This window comes from Prochlorococcus sp. MIT2302 (assembly GCF_059772385.1).
Genome location: NZ_CM186285.1, coordinates 1,162,995 through 1,180,273, shown reverse-complemented (window position 1 = coordinate 1,180,273; position 17,279 = coordinate 1,162,995). Strand labels below are relative to the sequence as shown.

The window sequence follows — 17,279 nt, the reverse complement described above, 5'->3', positions numbered from 1 at the left end:
GCTGGACACCTGATGGTATTAACTCCTTTAGTCTCTGTACTAAATACACATGATGTAGAGGTCGCGGAAACTCTAATTGGGGTCATTAACTTCTTAATGATTTTTGTGGCTGCAAGGACTTTGGCAGAAATCCTGGTGCGACTAAGTTTGCCTACAATTGTTGGAGAACTTCTTGCAGGGGTTTTAATTGGTGCTTCAGGATTACATCTTTTATTGCCGCCCAGTGCACATGCTGAATTAAATCAAGGCTTTATATCTCTGATAAGTTCTCTTGCATCAATACCAAAAGAAGCAGTTCCGGATATCTATTTTGAAACTTTTCCTTCATTGCAGGCAGTAGCAACATTAGGGCTTTATGCATTGCTTTTTCTTACTGGTTTGGAGAGTGAATTAGAAGAATTAGTGGCAGTGGGAGCACAAGCCTTCACAGTTGCAATGGCAGGAGTGATTTTGCCATTCGCTTTTGGAACCTTTGGATTAATGTTTATTTTCCAAGTAGATATTATTCCTGCGATATTTGCTGGTGCATCCATGACAGCTACGAGCATAGGGATAACAGCAAGTGTTTTTGGTGAGCTTGGATATCTAAAAACGCGTGAGGGACAGATTGTTATTGGTGCAGCCGTCCTGGATGACATTCTTGGAATTGTGATTCTTGCTGTTGTAGTTGCTCTTGCAACAGGAGGTTCGCTTCAAATAGCACCTATTGTCAAGTTGGTTTTGGCTGCAACTGTTTTTGTTATTGCTGCAATTGCCTTGAGTAGAACAGCCGCTCCAGCTTTTGATTGGTTACTAGAAAGGCTAAAAGCGCCAGGTGCGGTTGTAGTCGCATCTTTTGTGATATTGGTTTTAAGTTGTTTTATTGCCACTGCAATTGGTCTAGAGGCAGCATTGGGGGCTTTCGCAGCAGGGTTGATTCTCAGTAGTTCAAAGAATAATCACGCGATACAACAATCTGTTTTGCCCTTGGTTTCACTATTCGCAACAATTTTTTTCGTATTAGTTGGTGCTGGAATGGATCTTTCAGTAATCAACCCTTTAGATCCCGAGAGTCGATCTGCTTTGGTTGTGGCAGGTTTCCTTTTTCTTGTCGCAATTGTTGGAAAGATTGCAGCTGGATGGTCATTCATTATTGATAAACCAACAAATCGATTAGTTGTTGGTTTGGGAATGATGCCTAGAGGAGAAGTGGGATTGATTTTTCTTGGCTTGGGAACAAGTGCCGGTTTGCTTACACCCTCTCTGGAGGCTGCGATTTTGTTGATGGTCATTGGAACAACATTTTTGGCTCCTGTTCTACTCAGAGTTGTCTTGAAAGATAAGCCACCTTCAGGAGGTAATTCCATTCCTGATGAGGTTGCGGCAGATCCGGTGGGGTTAGTCTAAAAAATTTTTAAATTGCTAATTTTCTAGGTGAGGAAATTTCGAAAAAAAGAAATAAAATTACCAATCTATTCTTATCAATGATTTACTAATATCGGTTTCATCAGCTTATTCTTAAATGGTTTCCTCAGTAGTAGAAAAAAATCTTTCTGAATGGAAATTTTTAGGACATTCTGTTCACAGTTTGAGCATTATACCTGCTTCGCACAAAAGCAAGACTGACAAGGAAAAAGGGCCGGCGATTCTTTTAATCCATGGCTTTGGTGCATCAACAAAACATTGGAGACATAACTTGCCAGTACTCGGGAAGCAGTATGAAGTTCATGCCTTGGATCTTCTGGGCTTTGGTAAAAGTTCTAAACCCGTTGGTCTTTCTTATGGAGGTCCGCTTTGGAAAGATCAAATAGTCTCGTACGTAAAAGAAAATATTCGGAGACCCACAATACTAGTGGGCAACTCGCTTGGGGGATATGCAGCGCTTGCTAGCGGCGCTGCATTGGGTACTGATGCAGCAGGTGTTGTGTTGTTAAACGCAGCTGGTTATTTCAGTGAAGACAAAAAGCCGACTAAAGGATTTTGGGCTACTGCTAGAAAAACCGTTGCTGGGATCTTTCTCAAAAATATCTTATTGCAAAGGATAATTTTTGAGAACCTTAGACAGCCCTCGACGATTAGACGGACCTTGAAGCAAGTTTATATAGACACATCGAACGTTGATGATGAATTGGTAGAAGCTATCCGAAAACCATCTTTGGATGCTGGGGCTTTCAATGTCTTCAAAAGTGTTTTTGACCCTGCAGGACCTGAGGGAAGACCACTGGATGAATTGTTTGCTCAGTTGAAAGCACCGTTGTTACTGCTCTGGGGCAATCGAGACCCTTGGATGAATGCACCTGGTAAACGAGCGACTTATAAAAAACACACTCCAGTAAATACAAAAGAAGTTGTTTTAGATGCTGGTCATTGTCCTCATGATGAAGTTCCCGATCAGGTTAATTCCGCTCTCTTAGAATGGATTGATCAGTTTTAATCCATGCCCATAAGTTTCTCGAAGAGGACAAATCCTTATCCTCATTGGGAATATTCAAATACTGAATATGATTCATCTATAAGAATTGTTCCTGAAAGAGGAGGCTTGATTACTGAATGGCGAAGTGAAGGCAAAGACCTTTTGTATTTTGATTTAGATCGTTTTCTGAATGAAGACAAAAGTGTCAGAGGTGGAATACCTATCCTTTTCCCCATCTGTGGTGATTTATCTGAGAGTTATTTAATTGGTGGTAATAAACATTGTTTAAAACAGCACGGATTCGCAAGAGATTTGCCTTGGTCAATTGATTTATTAGAAGATACATTAGGAATCAGATTAAAGCTAGTTGATACAAAGGATTCGCTGTCTTGTTTTCCTTTCTTTTTTACCTTGTTGATGGACGTTTCCTTGAAAGAAAAAACTCTTCACATATCTGTTAAGATTTACAATCAGAGTAGAGAATGTATGCCCTTTAGTTTTGGCTTGCACCCATACTTTCAAGTTTCAAATTTACAAAAAATAAAGATTGATGGTTTGTCTGAAAAATGTATTGATCAAACAAATATGAAAGTTACGAATTCCTCTGACCAAACAAGAATTTTAGATAAAGGAGTTGATTTCGTTTCTTATCCTTCTAGTTCGGTTAAACTATATGACTGTCAATCTAGAAACGTAATTGAATTAATTCACCAATACCCAATGGATACAACTGTTATATGGACTGATCCACCAAGGAAAATGGTTTGTCTTGAGCCTTGGACTAGTCCAAGGAATTCATTGGTAACTGGAGATCGAAAACTTCAAATTCAACCAGAAGAATATACAGAATTATTTACTACTTTTAAGCATAATTCCTTTTAGTTATCTAACTATTGACGCGTATAATTTGTAACTAATTAAATTTTAATTTATAATTTTTGTATGACAAATATTTCAATATTTTTTTCGTTTTTGCATCTATGAACAATATATTATAGATTCATCATTCATGAATTTGTGATGAATAATGTTAGGAGCAGATGTTTCCTCTCCAGGCGTACTTAATATTGAGGACCTCAGGTCTAGAGCAAAGAATCGTCTACCGGCTATGGTTTTTAACTATATAGATAGTGGTGCAGATAGAGAACAAACACTTTCACAAAATTGCAACGCATATAATGAAATTCTATTTAGACCTAGATGTGCAGTTTCTGTTCCATCGTGTGATCTTGGAATATCTGTTTTAGATCAGAAATTTCAACTTCCTTTCTTGTTGGGACCAGTAGGTAGTAGCAGGATGTTCTACCCCCAAGGAGAAGTGGTTGCGGCTAGAGAGGCAGGAAAAGCCGGGACAGGTTATACATTGTCGACTCTCTCAGGTTGCTTATTGGAGGATGTTAAAGCGGCTACAAGCGGTCCAGCTTGGTATCAGCTTTATTTGCTAGGTGGTAAAGAAGTCGCGTTAAAAACAATTGCAAGAGCTAAAGAGTCAGGATTCTCAGCAATAGTTGTAACTATTGATACGCCCGTATCTGGTTTAAGGGAAAGAGATATGCGATCAGGAACACAACAGCTTTTATCAATGAATCCTTTTGAAATGCTTCCATATATTCCTCAAATCTTAGTTAAACCATGCTGGATGACTCAATGGTTAAGTGATGGCGGCTTGATGAGTTTTCCAAATGTTCAACTTGATGATGGCCCTATGAGATATACGGCAATTGGACCTGCTTTAGAGCAATCAGTTGTTACTTGGGAGGATCTTCAATGGATACGCGAAGCGTGGGGTGGAAAAATTATTGTTAAAGGAATACATATTGGTGATGACGCAAAAAAAGCTGTAGAGCTAGGTGCTGATGCGATTGTTATTTCTAATCATGGAGCCAGACAACTTGATAGCGTTGCTCCCACGATCCGTGTTTTGCCAGAAGTTTTAGCTGCAGTGGATGGAAAGATAGATGTGTTGCTAGATGGAGGTATTCGCAGAGGTAGTGATGTAGTGAAAGCATTATGTCTTGGCGCGAAAGGAGTGTTGATAGGTAGAGCCTATGCTTATGGACTTGCCGCTGCAGGAGGTAAAGGTGTTGCCAGAGCTATAGAAATTCTTCAAACGGATATTGTGAGAACAATGAAACTATTAGGGTGTGGGTCTGTTGCCGATTTAAATAAGTCTTATATTCAAGTTCCTGAAAGTTGGGAGAGATTCGAATAAATCGTTTATTAAATAATAGATTAATGCATTATGAAAATAATTATTTTTGATGATGATCCAACTGGATCTCAAACTGTTTATGGATGCCCATTATTATTAAATTGGGATGAAAAAACTCTTGAGGAAGCATTCTTAAAATCTTCGCCTTTGATATTTATACTCGCTAATACAAGATCTTTATCTTCTGTTTTGGCTATCCAGAAAACTAGAGAAATATGCTCATCTATTAAAAAGTTTTTTTTAAGAAAAGGGTTTTCCAAAGATGATTATTTTTATATAAGTAGAGGTGATTCAACATTACGTGGTCATGGTGTTTTAGAACCTGAAATTCTTGCAGAAGAATTAGGACCATTTCATGCAACATTTCACATCCCAGCTTTTTTGGAAGGTGGAAGAACAACTGAGAATCGAATTCATTATTTAAATGGAATACCAGTTCATAAAACGGATTTTGGCCGTGATAATATTTTTGGATTTTCTACTAGTGATTTAGCTAAATGGATTGAAGAAAAAAGTTTTGGAAAGATACAGGCGGAAAATATCTTGCATATTGAAATTAAAGAATTAGACATGGCCTTTAACAATGAGGATGGCTTTAAATCTCTTTTGATCTTTTTGTCTAAATTAGAAAATAACATTTCAGTAGTTGTTGATGCTAAATTACCTCATCATTTAGAAACCCTCGCTAGGGCGATTAAAGTAGTTTCTCGAGAAAAAAAATTTCTTTTCAGAACAGCTGCAAGCTTTATCAACTCTTTATCTGAATTACCACCTAACCCTCAAGATAATGCAGATTTAGTGTCTTTAAAATCAAAAAATAATCAGCTTGAATATAAGCCAGGTTTGATAATGGTTGGCTCTCATGTGCAATTAGCGACAGATCAATTAGAGGTTTTAATGAAAGATAAGCTCTGTGAAGGTTTAGAAATACCAGTCAGTACATTAGCTGATATTTTTGCTTTAGAAGATTCTCAAGAAGATATCTTAAAGCTGGAGAAAATATTGTTATCGAAAATAGATGATATATTGGATATAAAAAAAGTACCTGTTTTATATACTTCTAGAGAAGAAATTAAGTTTTCTTCTTACTCTAGAAGAATGAATTTTGGATTGGAACTTGCAGAGTTTATGGCTATTCTAGTTGGAAAAATAAGTAATAAGTTTGGTTATATTATTAGTAAAGGAGGTATTACAACACAACTTTTGCTTCAAAAGGGGTTGAATTTTAATCAGGTGGATTTAAAAGGTCAAATATTACCAGGATTGTCAATAGTAAAAAGTAACTCTAATCAATATGATTTACCAGTAGTTACTTTTCCAGGTAATCTAGGCAATGCGCAAACACTTCTCGAGTCGTTTAGATTGATGGAGTCAAAACCTTGATTTTGGGGATTTTAAAAAATATTTAATTAAAATCTTTCAATAATTGATTTAGCAAAATCACTACAACTAAGAGGAGCTACGCGGGGTTCCATTAATCGTGCCAGATCATAAGTAACTTGTTTGTCTGAAATAGATTTGCTCAACCCATTTGTAATTAATTTTGCTGCCTCATGCCAACCTAAATATTCCAGCATCATTACTCCACTAAGTATTACTGAACCTGGATTTATTCTGTCTAAACCTGCATGTTTTGGAGCTGTCCCATGGGTGGCTTCGAAAATAGCCGCTGTATCTCCAATGTTTGCTCCTGGTGCCATCCCCAGTCCACCAACAATTGCTGCGGCCGCATCTGAAATGTAATCACCATTTAAATTGAGAGTTGCAAGGATGGAATACTCTTGAGGGCGAGTTTGAATTTGTTGAAAAATACTATCTGCGATTCGGTCATCAACCATCACCATGTCCTTCCATTTCCCATTGCCATGACTAGCACCAATGCTTGTTAGTACCGAATAAACTTCATCACAAATAGCTTTCTTTTTCTCTGTTGTTAAAGATGAATAACCTGGATCAATTAACTCAGCATTCTCCTCATTGGTGATGCCAGGATTTTTTTCTAGATTTTCTAAAATCCAACTTTCTCTCTCGGTTACGCATACATTCCTGAATTCTGTGGTTGCTAATTCGTATCCCCAATCTCTGAAAGCTCCTTCAGTAAATTTCATGATATTTCCTTTATGAACTAAAGTCACATGTCTTTTGTCCCCCTCAAGAGTGAGTGCATGTTTAATCGCTCGCCTAATGTGTCTCTGACTACCACTTTTGCTAACGGGCTTAATTCCTATACCTGCTCCGTTAGGAATTTGCCTGTTTTTTAGTTTTTGGCTGGCTGGAATTATTTCATTATTGAGTTTATCAATTAATTTGATGCCTTCGGGATCATCAGATTCCCATTCAATGCCCATATAGATATCCTCAGTATTTTCTCGATATACAATTACATCTAAATTTTGCGGCTTTTTATGAGGGCTTGGAGTTCCTTCGTAATATTTGCAAGGTCTAACGCATGAATATAAATCAAAAATCTGTCTTAAAGATACGTTTAAAGATCGTATCCCTCCGCCTACTGGCGTTGTTAAAGGTCCTTTGATTGCTATGCCGTAAGTTCTTATCGCCTCAAGAGTGTCATTAGGTAAGTATTGATAGGTTCCATATAAGTCGCAAGCTTCATCACCCGCATAGATTTTGAACCACTCTATGGATCTGTTTTTTCCATATGCTTTTTTAATGGCTTGATCGATTACTAATTGTGTAGCAGGCCAAATATCTATTCCTGTTCCATCACCTCGGATAAATGGAATAATTGGATGATCTGGGACTACTGGGTTTCCATCAACAAAAGTAATTTTTTGGCCTTCTGATGGGGCAATGAGCTTTTCAAAATTTGCCATAATTTTTATTCACGGATTAATAGATCTAATGTTGAGCTTATGTCTAAGTGGTAAGTTTTGATTAAATGATTTTGAACTCATGGCAGTAGCCTTGGCTAGGCAACTTCGTGAAGGGACTAAAAAGTCTCATACGATGGCTGAGAATACAGGTTTTATAAGTTGTTTTCTCAAGGGAGTAGTTGATAAGTCCTCATACAGAAATTTATTAGCTGATTTATATTTTGTTTACTCTGCGATGGAGGAGGAGATAGAAAAACTTTGTGAAAATTCTCATCCCATAATTTCTCCAATTGGATTTAAAGAGCTTTTTCGCAAGGAAAAATTAGAACAAGATCTTTCGTTCTACTTTGGTAGTAAGTGGTCGGAATTGGTAAAACCCTCTAAGCCAGCTGTTGAATATGAAGCAAGAATTAGACAAATTGCTAAAGATAATCCAGAACTTTTAATTGGGCATCATTACAGCAGATATATAGGTGACTTATCTGGGGGACAGCTTTTGAAAACCATCACTAAAAAAGCCATGAATCTTCCTGGTGATGAGGGACTTAGCTTTTATATTTTTGAGGACATTACAAATGAAAAAGAATTTAAAATCAAGTATCGAAATACCTTGGATAATCTTCCGATTGATCAAAAGATAGCAGATTCAATTATTGAAGAAGCTAATAGATCTTTTAAATACAATATGGATATATTTAATGAATTAGAAGGAAATTTAATTGCTGCTATTGGAAAAGTTTTGTTTAGATTTTTTGCAAATAAAAAGCGAAAAGGTAGTACCGAGTAGTGAAATTAATTTTTTCTAAAGATTATTCCTTTCTTTAAATTCAGTATCTATTAAGATATCTATTAGAATACTAAAAATGTTTGAATTTATTCATTTTAACTGATTTAATCACTTGCATAGATAGAAAATTATTAAATCCTCTAAGGAGATTACCATAGATGTTTGATGATCTTTTAAGTGAATTAAATAAAAATATTCTTGATCATGGCGGTCAAAATTTGATCGTTCCGAATGAATTTTGTGAACGCGTTTCTACAAAAGGCAATCATAAACTCAATAGCTGGTTATGGGATGTTCCTGGATTTCGAAGATGGAGAGTGACCAGATTAGATGCCGGAGATCGTCTTCAAGTATTAAATTCAGTTGCTTATCCGAATGATCAAAATGATATGCCCATTATGGGCATTGATCTTTTATGGTTTGAGAAAAAAGAAAAGCTAGTTGCTATTCTTGACTTTCAGCCTCTTGTTCAAGATAAAGAATATTTTGATAGATACTTTGATGGCTTAAAAAGCATAAAAAAATCTTTTTATGAATTTAATTCTGATATGAAAAGTAATATATATGATCCAATGAAATACTTCTCTCCATGGGCTTTATTTTGCAAAGGTGGTTATTTTGAAGCAGACAAAATTTTACCAAAAGTTTTTAGCTCTTTTCTTAAATGTTATTGGGTTAATCTTGATTTATCTAAAGTTAATGAAAATTATATTAAATCGCAGGAGATAAACTTATTGCATATGGATTATAATAAATATAGTGCTGAAAAAGATCCAGCTCATGGTTTGTTTTCTGGCTTTTTTGGCAAAGAATGGTCAGAGAAATATATGAATGAATTTTTATTTCCTTTAACCCTATAAGCATTAATTCTACATTTTTATCTTTAAATGCAAAGTAACCGAAATAATAGTCTTGCCCCTATTTCAATAAGTAATTGGCGTTGGGCTTATTTCTTGGATGAAACTATTAAGAAGTTTTCTATTTTTGGACCTAACCCTTATCCGATCAATAATGCTTTTCTTTTCAAAGAATCCTTATTTGGTTCAAGTTCTAATCCTAAAAAAGTTATTTTGGAAACATGGGGTTTAAAGACAAAAAAAATACGACAGGCTAGATGTGCTTGCCTACAAGCTGGTGAAATCACTTCTGTCATGAATTTGGTAATCTCACCTTTCAATAATTATGATTTACCTTTTTTTGGAGCCGATTTTGTAACACTTCCAAATGGTCATCTTATTGCTTTAGATCTTCAACCTGCTTTAAAAGACGATATAAATCATACTCAACATGTTTGGGATAAGTTAAAACCTATACATGCTAACTGGCAATCAAAACTACCACCAGGAGGTGATATTCCTTCTGAGGCTATTCAATATTTCTCCCCTGCTTTTCTTTGGTCTAGAATTCCATTAGGAGAAGAAGGTGATAAATTAATTAGTCAGATAATTAAACCTGCTTTTGTTGAATACTTGAATTGTTTCTTTGATTTAGTGAGAGACGCAAAAATGATTTCTAAGGAAAGATCTTTTAAAATGTTAAATGGTCAAAAAGAATATATGCGATACAGGGCTGAAAAAGATCCTGCAAGAGGTATGTTAAAGGGCTTTTTTGGAGAAACATGGACTGAAAGCTATATAAATAATATTCTTTTTGATTTAAAATAAAATAAATAAATTCAAAAAATGGTAAAAAAAATTCTCTTTGTTTGCTTGGGAAATATATGTCGTTCTCCGGCAGCGGAAGGGATTTTTAATCAAAAAATTAAAGAGAGAGATTTAGAAAATCTTTTTGTGGTTGATTCCGCAGGAACTGGTAGTTGGCATGTAGGAAATCTTCCTGATCAAAGAATGCGTACAACAGCATTATCGAGGGGAATAGAACTAACCAGTCGAGCGAGACAAATAGAAGAAAATGATTTATATGAATTTGATCATATTCTTGTTATGGATAAAGATAATCTGAATGCTGTTAAATCATTAATTAAAGATGATATGCAAACTATTAATTCAAAAATAAATCTTATTTTAAGTTATTCTAAAAAATCACAATTAGATGAAGTTCCTGATCCTTATTATGGAGGTCAAAATGGATTCGAAAAGGTTCTAGATTTATTGGATGATGCTATTGAAGAATTAATCGATAGTCTTATAGAGTAGGTGTTGGCCAGATTTCTTCAGGAATTTTTGATCTAAAAATATAAGTCATTTCTTCTAATACGTCTTCAATATTCAGTCCATCGGTAACAAGTTCTATGGCATCTTGAGCTTTTCTTAAGGGGGCGATTGCTCTTTCTGTATCTTTTTTGTCTCTTTCTTTAATTTCTTTTTCAAGATCTTCAATGCTGGAGTATTCATAACCTCTTTTTTCTAAGTCAAGAGATCTTCGTTTGGCCCTTTCTTTTGGAGTAGCTGTCAAAAAGATTTTTACATCTGCCTCAGGGAATACAGCTGTTCCGATGTCTCTCCCTTCAGCAATCAAACCTCCATGATCTCCAATAACTTGTTGTCTTGTTGTGAGTAACTCTCTAACGAATTGTTGTTTAGCAATTTCAGAAACCATTGAAGTAACTTCTGGTGATCGTATTTTTTCTGTTACATCAGTGCTGTTAATTAATATTCTTTGCTCATCAAAACTTGAGTTTTTAAACTCTAATTTTACATCTTTTAAGATGTTTTTTATTGCAACTTGGTTATTTGGATCAATCGAATTTTTGAGTATTAACCAAGTGACTGCTCTATACATTGCACCAGTATCTAAATAAATAAAACCAAGTCTCTTTGCAAATTCTTTCGTTACTGTGCTTTTACCAGCACCTGCTGGACCATCAATTGCAATAATTGGTTTTCTATGCATAAGAAAAGTGTGATCGATGAGCCTCGTAGAACCACATCTTACTGCTGCGGCTAAAAGACATATACCATTTATATTCTTTTTTTCTTGCAATGAAAATGCATCTACGATTTTTATGTATTCGATTTCTAAATTGCTTGCTTTAAGTTTGGAGTCTATCTTTTTGAGACTAATGATCTTGTCTTTAACAAAATCATTTTTTGCTTCTTGAATTACATTGGGTAAAGCCTGAGCATTTGATCTTTCAGAATGACTTAGATAAGCATTTCTTGAACTATAAGCTAATCCACTTTGATCTCTTTGTGTAGAAAAGGATTCAATTTTTATAGGTATGGAGAGTTCTTGAAAAAGTTTTCTAATGATAAGTAATTGTTGCCAATCTTTTTCTCCAAGAATTAGTTTCTCTGGCTTGATAATTTTTATGAGACGAATAATTACGGTCGCAACTCCATCAAAATGTCCTTTTCTTTCAGCACCACATAATTGATTGTGCAAAGTTTTAGGAACTTGAATTTTGAAATATGAATCTTCGCCTCCTGGAAAAACGTCAATATAATCTGGAGCCCAAATTGCATCTGCTCCTGCACTAAAAGCTAATTCAGAATCTCTAGTTATATTTCTAGGATATTTTTTGAAGTCTTCGCCCTTGCTAAATTGCAATGGATTGACAAAAACACTTACAAGAATGATTTGACTTTTGTTGGTTTTCCTTTTTTTAGCTTTCTGAATTAAATATTGGTGCCCAGGGTGAAGCCCTCCCATAGTTGGGATGAAAATTATTGCTGAATGTTGTTCACTAAGCCAATCTTGTAATTCAGCATTATTTTGGAAGATTTTTTTTCCCACTATGTTGGTAAACAAATTAATTTCATAAACTTATGATTGAAATGAAATAGGTTGATTGCATACTGATTCCATATGGAGTTTCATATGAGGATTCAGATCTTTTGAACATGAAAGTTTTTTACTGATGGATTACAAAACTGCGGGAGTTGATGTTACTGCTGGAAGAGCATTTGTGGAGAGAATTAAATTATGCGTTGAAAAAACTCATAAAAGCGAGGTGATTGGAGGTTTAGGAGGTTTTGGAGGATGTATAAAAATTCCAAAAGGTTATGAAAGTCCTGTATTGGTATCAGGGACTGATGGTGTTGGGACAAAATTGGAATTAGCCCAGCAATATGACTGTCATTTTGGAGTTGGCATTGATCTAGTCGCAATGTGCGTGAATGATGTAATAACCAATGGCGCTAAGCCTTTATTTTTTTTGGATTACATCGCAAGTGGTGCCTTGACTCCAGATGCTTTGGCAGAAGTTATAGAGGGAATTGCTGAGGGCTGCAGTAAATCTGATTGTTCTCTATTGGGAGGCGAAACGGCTGAAATGCCAGGATTCTATCCCAAGGGAAGATATGACTTAGCAGGCTTTTGTGTCGGCATCGTTGAAAATAATCACTTAATTACAGGCTCGCACATTGATTCTGGAGATCAAATTATTGGGATTAAAAGTAATGGAGTCCATAGCAACGGATTTAGTCTTGTTCGTAAAGTGCTTTCTATGGCAAATGTTGATCAAAATACTTTATTTGGAAAAAATCAAAGTAACTTGATTCAATCTTTGCTTAAACCAACAGCAATTTATGCTGAACTTGTTGAGAAATTGTTGATTGAAAATTTACCAATTCATGGAATGACTCATATAACTGGTGGAGGATTGCCAGAAAACCTTCCTAGAGTTTTTCCTGCTGGATTAGTACCCCATATAGATATAACTAGTTGGGAAATTCCTGAAATATTTTCTTGGTTACAAAATGCTGGTGATATTCCCGAGATTGATCTTTGGAATACTTTTAATATGGGAATAGGTTTTTGTTTAATTGTTCCCAAAAATGTATTACATTCCGCTTTAGAAATATGTTCAAAAAATGATTTTGAAGCTTGGAATATTGGTCAAGTTGTAGAAAGTTTAAATAATCCAAGGCATTTAGAAATATTGGGAATTCCATGATTAAGGCACATAGCATTGGTTTATAAAATTCTGTATTCCAATTTTTAATACCTTAAATTAAGGTTAAAAAAGATTTTCGATATCGGTAAAAAAATAGTAAGATATTATAAAACGCAAGCCGGATATTAGTTCGGGTAATGCGAAGTCAGATCTTAATTAGTTCTAAGTTCTATGCCTTTTGAAAATCAACAGCGTCTTACGCGTAGGAGAAGTTCTGCAGGTCCAACACCACCTAGAAAACCTTTAGGTGGACAAGCTGAATCGGGCATGAGACAAAATGGAGGTCCAAGACCAACTTTCCTAACACTCCGAGATCATGGAAAAGTATATGTAGCTGATTTGCCAAACTTGTCTGATGGACAACTCGCTCATATTGGTAAAGAAGCTGATGAAGTCCTAACTAGCTTAGAGAGCAGAATTAATGATTTAGAACAAGAAGCAAATAATGGACAAAGAGATAATGATACATTAATCAAAGCTTCTACTAAGCATGAAGTAACTCTAAGATTTATTCGAGCAATTCAAGATGAGCAAGAACATCGAAAAAATAATCCTGCTTTAAAAGATGCAGCATCAGAGTCTTTACCACTCACATTCCTTGAAGTCGCCAGGCATAGATTGCCAGGTGCTACTTTTGACTCTTTGTTGAGAGAAGCCCTAGAAGCTTGTGCTAAAGATGAAAAAGAATCTGATAAAGAAATAGTTGAAAAAACCTCAAATTCACAGTCAATTCCACCAGCAAAAGTCATTACTCTTCCAACTTCTTCCGATTCAATGAAGGTGATCTTGAGCCCTGATAATTAATTTGAATTATGGACTAGTAAAAGGATTTTGAGGCATATGTGTAAGACATTTATTTCTATAAGAATTCAGTCTTTCTTTTTCTCTGTGGGTTAAAGACCAATTGAGAGCTGAAATAGCATCTTGAGCTTGTAAGGGATTGCGAATCCCAACTATTGGTTTGGCTCCATGAGACCTTATCCAATTCAATGCCACTTGTGCTTGGGAGGCTGAATATTTTTTAGCAATATTAGTTATTTGTGCTCTCATTTCTATAGTTTTAGGAAGAATATTTTCAAATAACTTTTGTCGTAAGAATGTTCTAGGTTTAGGAGACTGATTAGGTGGAATAGTTAGTATTCCCAATGCAAGTGGACTATACGCTAAATATTCTATATCATGCTCATTACATATATTTTTAATTCTTTCATTTGCTAAAGTTGGCTTGGTTAATAATGAAAATTGCATCTGTATACTATTGATTTTTATTCCTCGTTCTTTAAGTTTTTGATATAAAAATTCTAGTCTTTTTGGACCAGTATTCGATAACCCGATTTCTTTGATTAAACCTTTTTCGTATAAATCTCCTAGGCCATTTATTAATTGCTCTTCTTGCCAAGGCGCATAACGATAAGTACTCCAATGAAGTTGTACCCTTTTCATATGTCCTTTAAGCCGCTTATTACTCTCTTGAAAAGCATAATTTAGGCCATTGCGACCAATTCTCCAGGGAAAGGGGGCGAGTTTTGTTGCAATGGTGATTTTTTTTAGTTTCCTTTTTGGTAATTCTTCAAGGAAATTGCCAATCAGCTTTTCGCTTTGACCAAATAAGTTTCCTGTGCCATATGAATCTGCCGTATCAACAAGATCTAATCCACCATCTATCGCATCAAAAAAAGTTTTTTTTAGTAAAATATCATCTATATCAGGTTTGTAGCCCCATACCAATTTATTTCCCCACGCCCAAGTGCCAAAGCCAATCCCGATTTTTTTCTGACTCATTACTTCGCGGTTGTTCTTTAACTAAAAAGTCTATTTTTAAGTATCTTACATGAATAAATTAAACAGATTGAAAGATTTCTCTCTGGAGAATAGTAAAAGTAATCACGAAAGTCAAGAAGATAATGCAAGTGAAAATAAAATTGAAAAAGTACTATGTAATCATTGTGGAAGAACTACAAGTAATGGTATAAGGTGCCTTGGCATTTGCGTTGCAGACAATGAATATTAACTTTAAAATTTCTTTGTTTAAAGACTAAATTTGATAATTAATGATGAATCTAAAATCATTTTTTTAGATCTTACTTGTTAAGTTATTCAATAACATCAATTATCCCCTCAGTAATATATCTTGCCATTTTTGTTATGTGCTTTCTTATTTCACCTTCTCTAATATTCCATTTTTTAGATATTTCTTTCACTTTTTTCTTTTCTTTAATGTACTCAATCATTTTATTAGCAAGGAAGACGGGAAGTTCCTGTTGATTTTTTTCAGATAATTTTTCCCATCCTTCTTTATCTATCAGACCGATAGACTTTAAATCCTTTTGATCCGTAAAAATATATAATTCTGTGACACCTATCGCTAGATAAAGCGATCCCAACTCTTCTAAAAAACTTTTGGAATTGGTACCATTTTTAAATTCATTAATTTGTTCATCTAATAGAGATATTTTTTCTGATTCTCCTTCTTTTATTGAATTTAATAATTTAAAAAAAGAACTGAATTCAATTTGATCAGTCACTGTTATATTGGTTATTGTTTTTGATATTAGTTCATGACTAATATTACTTCCCAATTTTTAAACGAATGAAATAGTACATAAAGATATGAATATAAGATAAAACTATTTGGCATTTTGATTTGTTACCAGGTTTTCATTATGGTTCTTTTCATGACTAAATGTAAGAATGTGAAAATGATCAATATTTCGATCTAGAAACAAATCAACTTATCAATTTCTGACTCTTCTTGAAACTTGCTAATCGCTACACATGGAGCATTGTTCTGGGAGGCTTTCTCAGTAAAATTAAACGATTAATACTAAAGGCGGCACCCAGATTCGAACTGGGGATAAAGGATTTGCAATCCTCTGCCTTACCACTTGGCCATGCCGCCGAAAATGAAATATTCATTTCCAATCCAAATCGTATCAGCCAAGCCGAACAAAATCTTTTGTTTCTTTGTAATGGACATGGAGAAGATACGATTGCCTGCCAGATCATGGAAGCATTACATGAAATTAATCCAGATATTTCCCAAGAAGTACTCCCAATGGTTGGAGAGGGAAAAGTGTTTAACAAGCTCATAACAGATGGCTGGCTTACCAAGATTGGTCCCTTAAGTTTTTTACCAAGTGGTGGATTTAGTAATCAGAGTTTTAGTGGATTACTTTTAGATTTAAAAGCTGGATTGCTCTGGAGCCTTTTAAGGCAATGGACTGTTATTCATCGATCAGCGAGAGAGGGAAGAATTATTGTTGCGGTTGGAGATTTATTACCCCTTCTTTTTGCATGGGCTAGTGGTGCTGATTATTTGTTTGTTGGCACTCCCAAAAGTGATTACACATGGACAAGCGGACCTAGATTCTCTTTGAGCGATTTTTACCATCGATTAAAAGGAACCGAGTGGGATCCATGGGAATATTGGTTAATGCGATCTAGTCGCTGCAAGATGGTTGCAGTAAGAGACAAAATCACTGCTAGAGGTTTAAGGGGTCATGGAGTGGAAGCAATTGCCCCTGGGAATCCGATGATGGATGGTCTGGCTAAGAGAGAATGTCCAAGTGAATTCGAAACATATAGACGCTTGATTTTGTTATGTGGAAGTCGTTTACCTGAGGCGTATGAGAATTTTAAAAAACTTTTAATTGCAACTCAACTGATTCAAACCTCATCTCCTTTGGCAATATTTGTTCCTTTAAACTCTTCTTCAATGAGTAAAAAAATAAAATTGATAATGGTTGATTTAGGTTTCAACCCGACTGATGAATCAATGGATAAATTAGGGATATCAGAAATATGGGAAAAAAAATCTTTACTTATATTGATTGGTTTTCAACAATTCTCTTCATGGGCTAATTGGGGAGAAGTAGGAGTGGCAAATGCGGGAACAGCTACAGAACAATTAGTAGGTTTAGGTATCCCATGTGTCTCTTTCCCAGGGAAAGGGCCTCAATTTAATTTCAATTTTGCTAAGCGTCAAAGTCGATTGTTGGGAGGTTCAGTGGCTATCGCAAAAGGTTATCAAACTTTCGCAAAACGAGTGGAGTTTTTATTGGATTCTGATTTTGATAGACACATCATTGGTTTAAGAGGTTCTAAACGAATGGGCCCTGAAGGTGGAAGTCGCTCTTTAGCTATTAGTATTTCGACTCACTTGTCCCAGGGTTGATAGTGCGGTGTAATCTGATAAA

The 17,279-nt window shown here is 35.3% G+C and carries 17 protein-coding genes and 1 tRNA gene; 13 read left to right on the top strand and 5 right to left on the bottom strand.

Annotated elements, in window-relative coordinates:
* Positions 1 to 12: 12 nt before the first annotated feature.
* From AC6EI2_RS06910 to AC6EI2_RS06890, 5 genes are all read left to right on the top strand, one after another.
* Entirely contained in the window at positions 13 to 1,386 is a 1,374-nt protein-coding gene (locus AC6EI2_RS06910) for a cation:proton antiporter (protein ID WP_498461620.1), read from the top strand.
* 115 nt (positions 1,387 to 1,501) lie between these two features.
* Complete coding sequence (locus AC6EI2_RS06905; RefSeq protein WP_498461619.1) at positions 1,502 to 2,413, top strand: alpha/beta fold hydrolase; 912 nt, start codon at positions 1,502 to 1,504, stop codon at positions 2,411 to 2,413.
* Positions 2,414 to 2,416: 3 nt separating this feature from the next.
* Entirely contained in the window at positions 2,417 to 3,274 is an 858-nt protein-coding gene (locus AC6EI2_RS06900; protein WP_498461618.1) for an aldose epimerase family protein, read from the top strand.
* A gap of 145 nt (positions 3,275 to 3,419) precedes the next feature.
* A complete protein-coding gene (locus tag AC6EI2_RS06895; RefSeq protein ID WP_498461617.1) occupies positions 3,420 to 4,604 on the top strand; it encodes an alpha-hydroxy acid oxidase in 1,185 nt (394 codons plus the stop codon).
* A 30-nt stretch (positions 4,605 to 4,634) separates the two neighbouring features.
* The gene (locus AC6EI2_RS06890; RefSeq protein WP_498461616.1) at positions 4,635 to 5,987 is read left to right on the top strand and encodes a four-carbon acid sugar kinase family protein; all 1,353 of its coding nucleotides are present in this window, start codon (positions 4,635 to 4,637) and stop codon (positions 5,985 to 5,987) included.
* Positions 5,988 to 6,013: 26 nt separating this feature from the next.
* Here the strand turns inward: AC6EI2_RS06890 and AC6EI2_RS06885 are convergent, their stop codons facing one another.
* Complete coding sequence (locus tag AC6EI2_RS06885; protein WP_498461615.1) at positions 6,014 to 7,438, bottom strand: NADP-dependent isocitrate dehydrogenase; 1,425 nt, start codon at positions 7,436 to 7,438, stop codon at positions 6,014 to 6,016.
* A 79-nt stretch (positions 7,439 to 7,517) separates the two neighbouring features.
* Between AC6EI2_RS06885 and AC6EI2_RS06880 the strand changes: the two genes are divergently transcribed.
* The 4 genes from AC6EI2_RS06880 to AC6EI2_RS06865 all read left to right on the top strand — a co-directional run bounded on the left by AC6EI2_RS06880 (position 7,518) and on the right by AC6EI2_RS06865 (position 10,381).
* Entirely contained in the window at positions 7,518 to 8,225 is a 708-nt protein-coding gene (locus AC6EI2_RS06880) for a biliverdin-producing heme oxygenase (RefSeq protein WP_498461614.1), read from the top strand.
* A 158-nt stretch (positions 8,226 to 8,383) separates the two neighbouring features.
* Entirely contained in the window at positions 8,384 to 9,085 is a 702-nt protein-coding gene (locus AC6EI2_RS06875) for a 15,16-dihydrobiliverdin:ferredoxin oxidoreductase (protein ID WP_498461613.1), read from the top strand.
* A 27-nt stretch (positions 9,086 to 9,112) separates the two neighbouring features.
* Positions 9,113 to 9,889: a phycoerythrobilin:ferredoxin oxidoreductase gene (locus AC6EI2_RS06870; protein WP_498461612.1), complete on the top strand. Its 777-nt coding sequence runs from the start codon at positions 9,113 to 9,115 to the stop codon at positions 9,887 to 9,889.
* 18 nt (positions 9,890 to 9,907) lie between these two features.
* Positions 9,908 to 10,381 (top strand): low molecular weight protein-tyrosine-phosphatase, encoded by a 474-nt coding sequence (locus AC6EI2_RS06865; protein WP_498461611.1) that lies wholly within the window; start codon positions 9,908 to 9,910, stop codon positions 10,379 to 10,381.
* On the opposite strand, the gene AC6EI2_RS06860 is transcribed toward AC6EI2_RS06865, so the two are convergent.
* Positions 10,371 to 11,921: a bifunctional pantoate--beta-alanine ligase/(d)CMP kinase gene (locus AC6EI2_RS06860; RefSeq protein WP_498461610.1), complete on the bottom strand. Its 1,551-nt coding sequence runs from the start codon at positions 11,919 to 11,921 to the stop codon at positions 10,371 to 10,373. The two genes, AC6EI2_RS06865 and AC6EI2_RS06860, sit on opposite strands and share 11 nt — an antisense overlap.
* Positions 11,922 to 12,045: 124 nt before the next feature.
* Between AC6EI2_RS06860 and purM the strand changes: the two genes are divergently transcribed.
* The gene (purM, locus tag AC6EI2_RS06855; RefSeq protein WP_498461609.1) at positions 12,046 to 13,083 is read left to right on the top strand and encodes a phosphoribosylformylglycinamidine cyclo-ligase; all 1,038 of its coding nucleotides are present in this window, start codon (positions 12,046 to 12,048) and stop codon (positions 13,081 to 13,083) included.
* Between the two features lie 171 nt (positions 13,084 to 13,254).
* Complete coding sequence (locus tag AC6EI2_RS06850; protein WP_498461608.1) at positions 13,255 to 13,887, top strand: DUF8655 family protein; 633 nt, start codon at positions 13,255 to 13,257, stop codon at positions 13,885 to 13,887.
* Between the two features lie 6 nt (positions 13,888 to 13,893).
* On the opposite strand, the gene AC6EI2_RS06845 is transcribed toward AC6EI2_RS06850, so the two are convergent.
* Complete coding sequence (locus tag AC6EI2_RS06845) at positions 13,894 to 14,865, bottom strand: aldo/keto reductase (RefSeq protein WP_498461607.1); 972 nt, start codon at positions 14,863 to 14,865, stop codon at positions 13,894 to 13,896.
* A gap of 49 nt (positions 14,866 to 14,914) precedes the next feature.
* Between AC6EI2_RS06845 and AC6EI2_RS06840 the strand changes: the two genes are divergently transcribed.
* Positions 14,915 to 15,094, top strand: coding sequence for a DUF8639 family protein (locus AC6EI2_RS06840; protein WP_498461606.1), 180 nt, complete (start codon positions 14,915 to 14,917; stop codon positions 15,092 to 15,094).
* A gap of 82 nt (positions 15,095 to 15,176) precedes the next feature.
* Here the strand turns inward: AC6EI2_RS06840 and AC6EI2_RS06835 are convergent, their stop codons facing one another.
* Both AC6EI2_RS06835 and AC6EI2_RS06830 read right to left on the bottom strand, forming a co-directional pair.
* Positions 15,177 to 15,608, bottom strand: coding sequence for a hypothetical protein (locus AC6EI2_RS06835; protein ID WP_498461605.1), 432 nt, complete (start codon positions 15,606 to 15,608; stop codon positions 15,177 to 15,179).
* A 303-nt stretch (positions 15,609 to 15,911) separates the two neighbouring features.
* Positions 15,912 to 15,982: transfer RNA gene (locus AC6EI2_RS06830), tRNA-Cys, on the bottom strand.
* 57 nt (positions 15,983 to 16,039) lie between these two features.
* Between AC6EI2_RS06830 and AC6EI2_RS06825 the strand changes: the two genes are divergently transcribed.
* Entirely contained in the window at positions 16,040 to 17,257 is a 1,218-nt protein-coding gene (locus AC6EI2_RS06825) for a lipid-A-disaccharide synthase-related protein (protein WP_498461604.1), read from the top strand.
* Positions 17,258 to 17,279 lie beyond the last annotated feature (22 nt).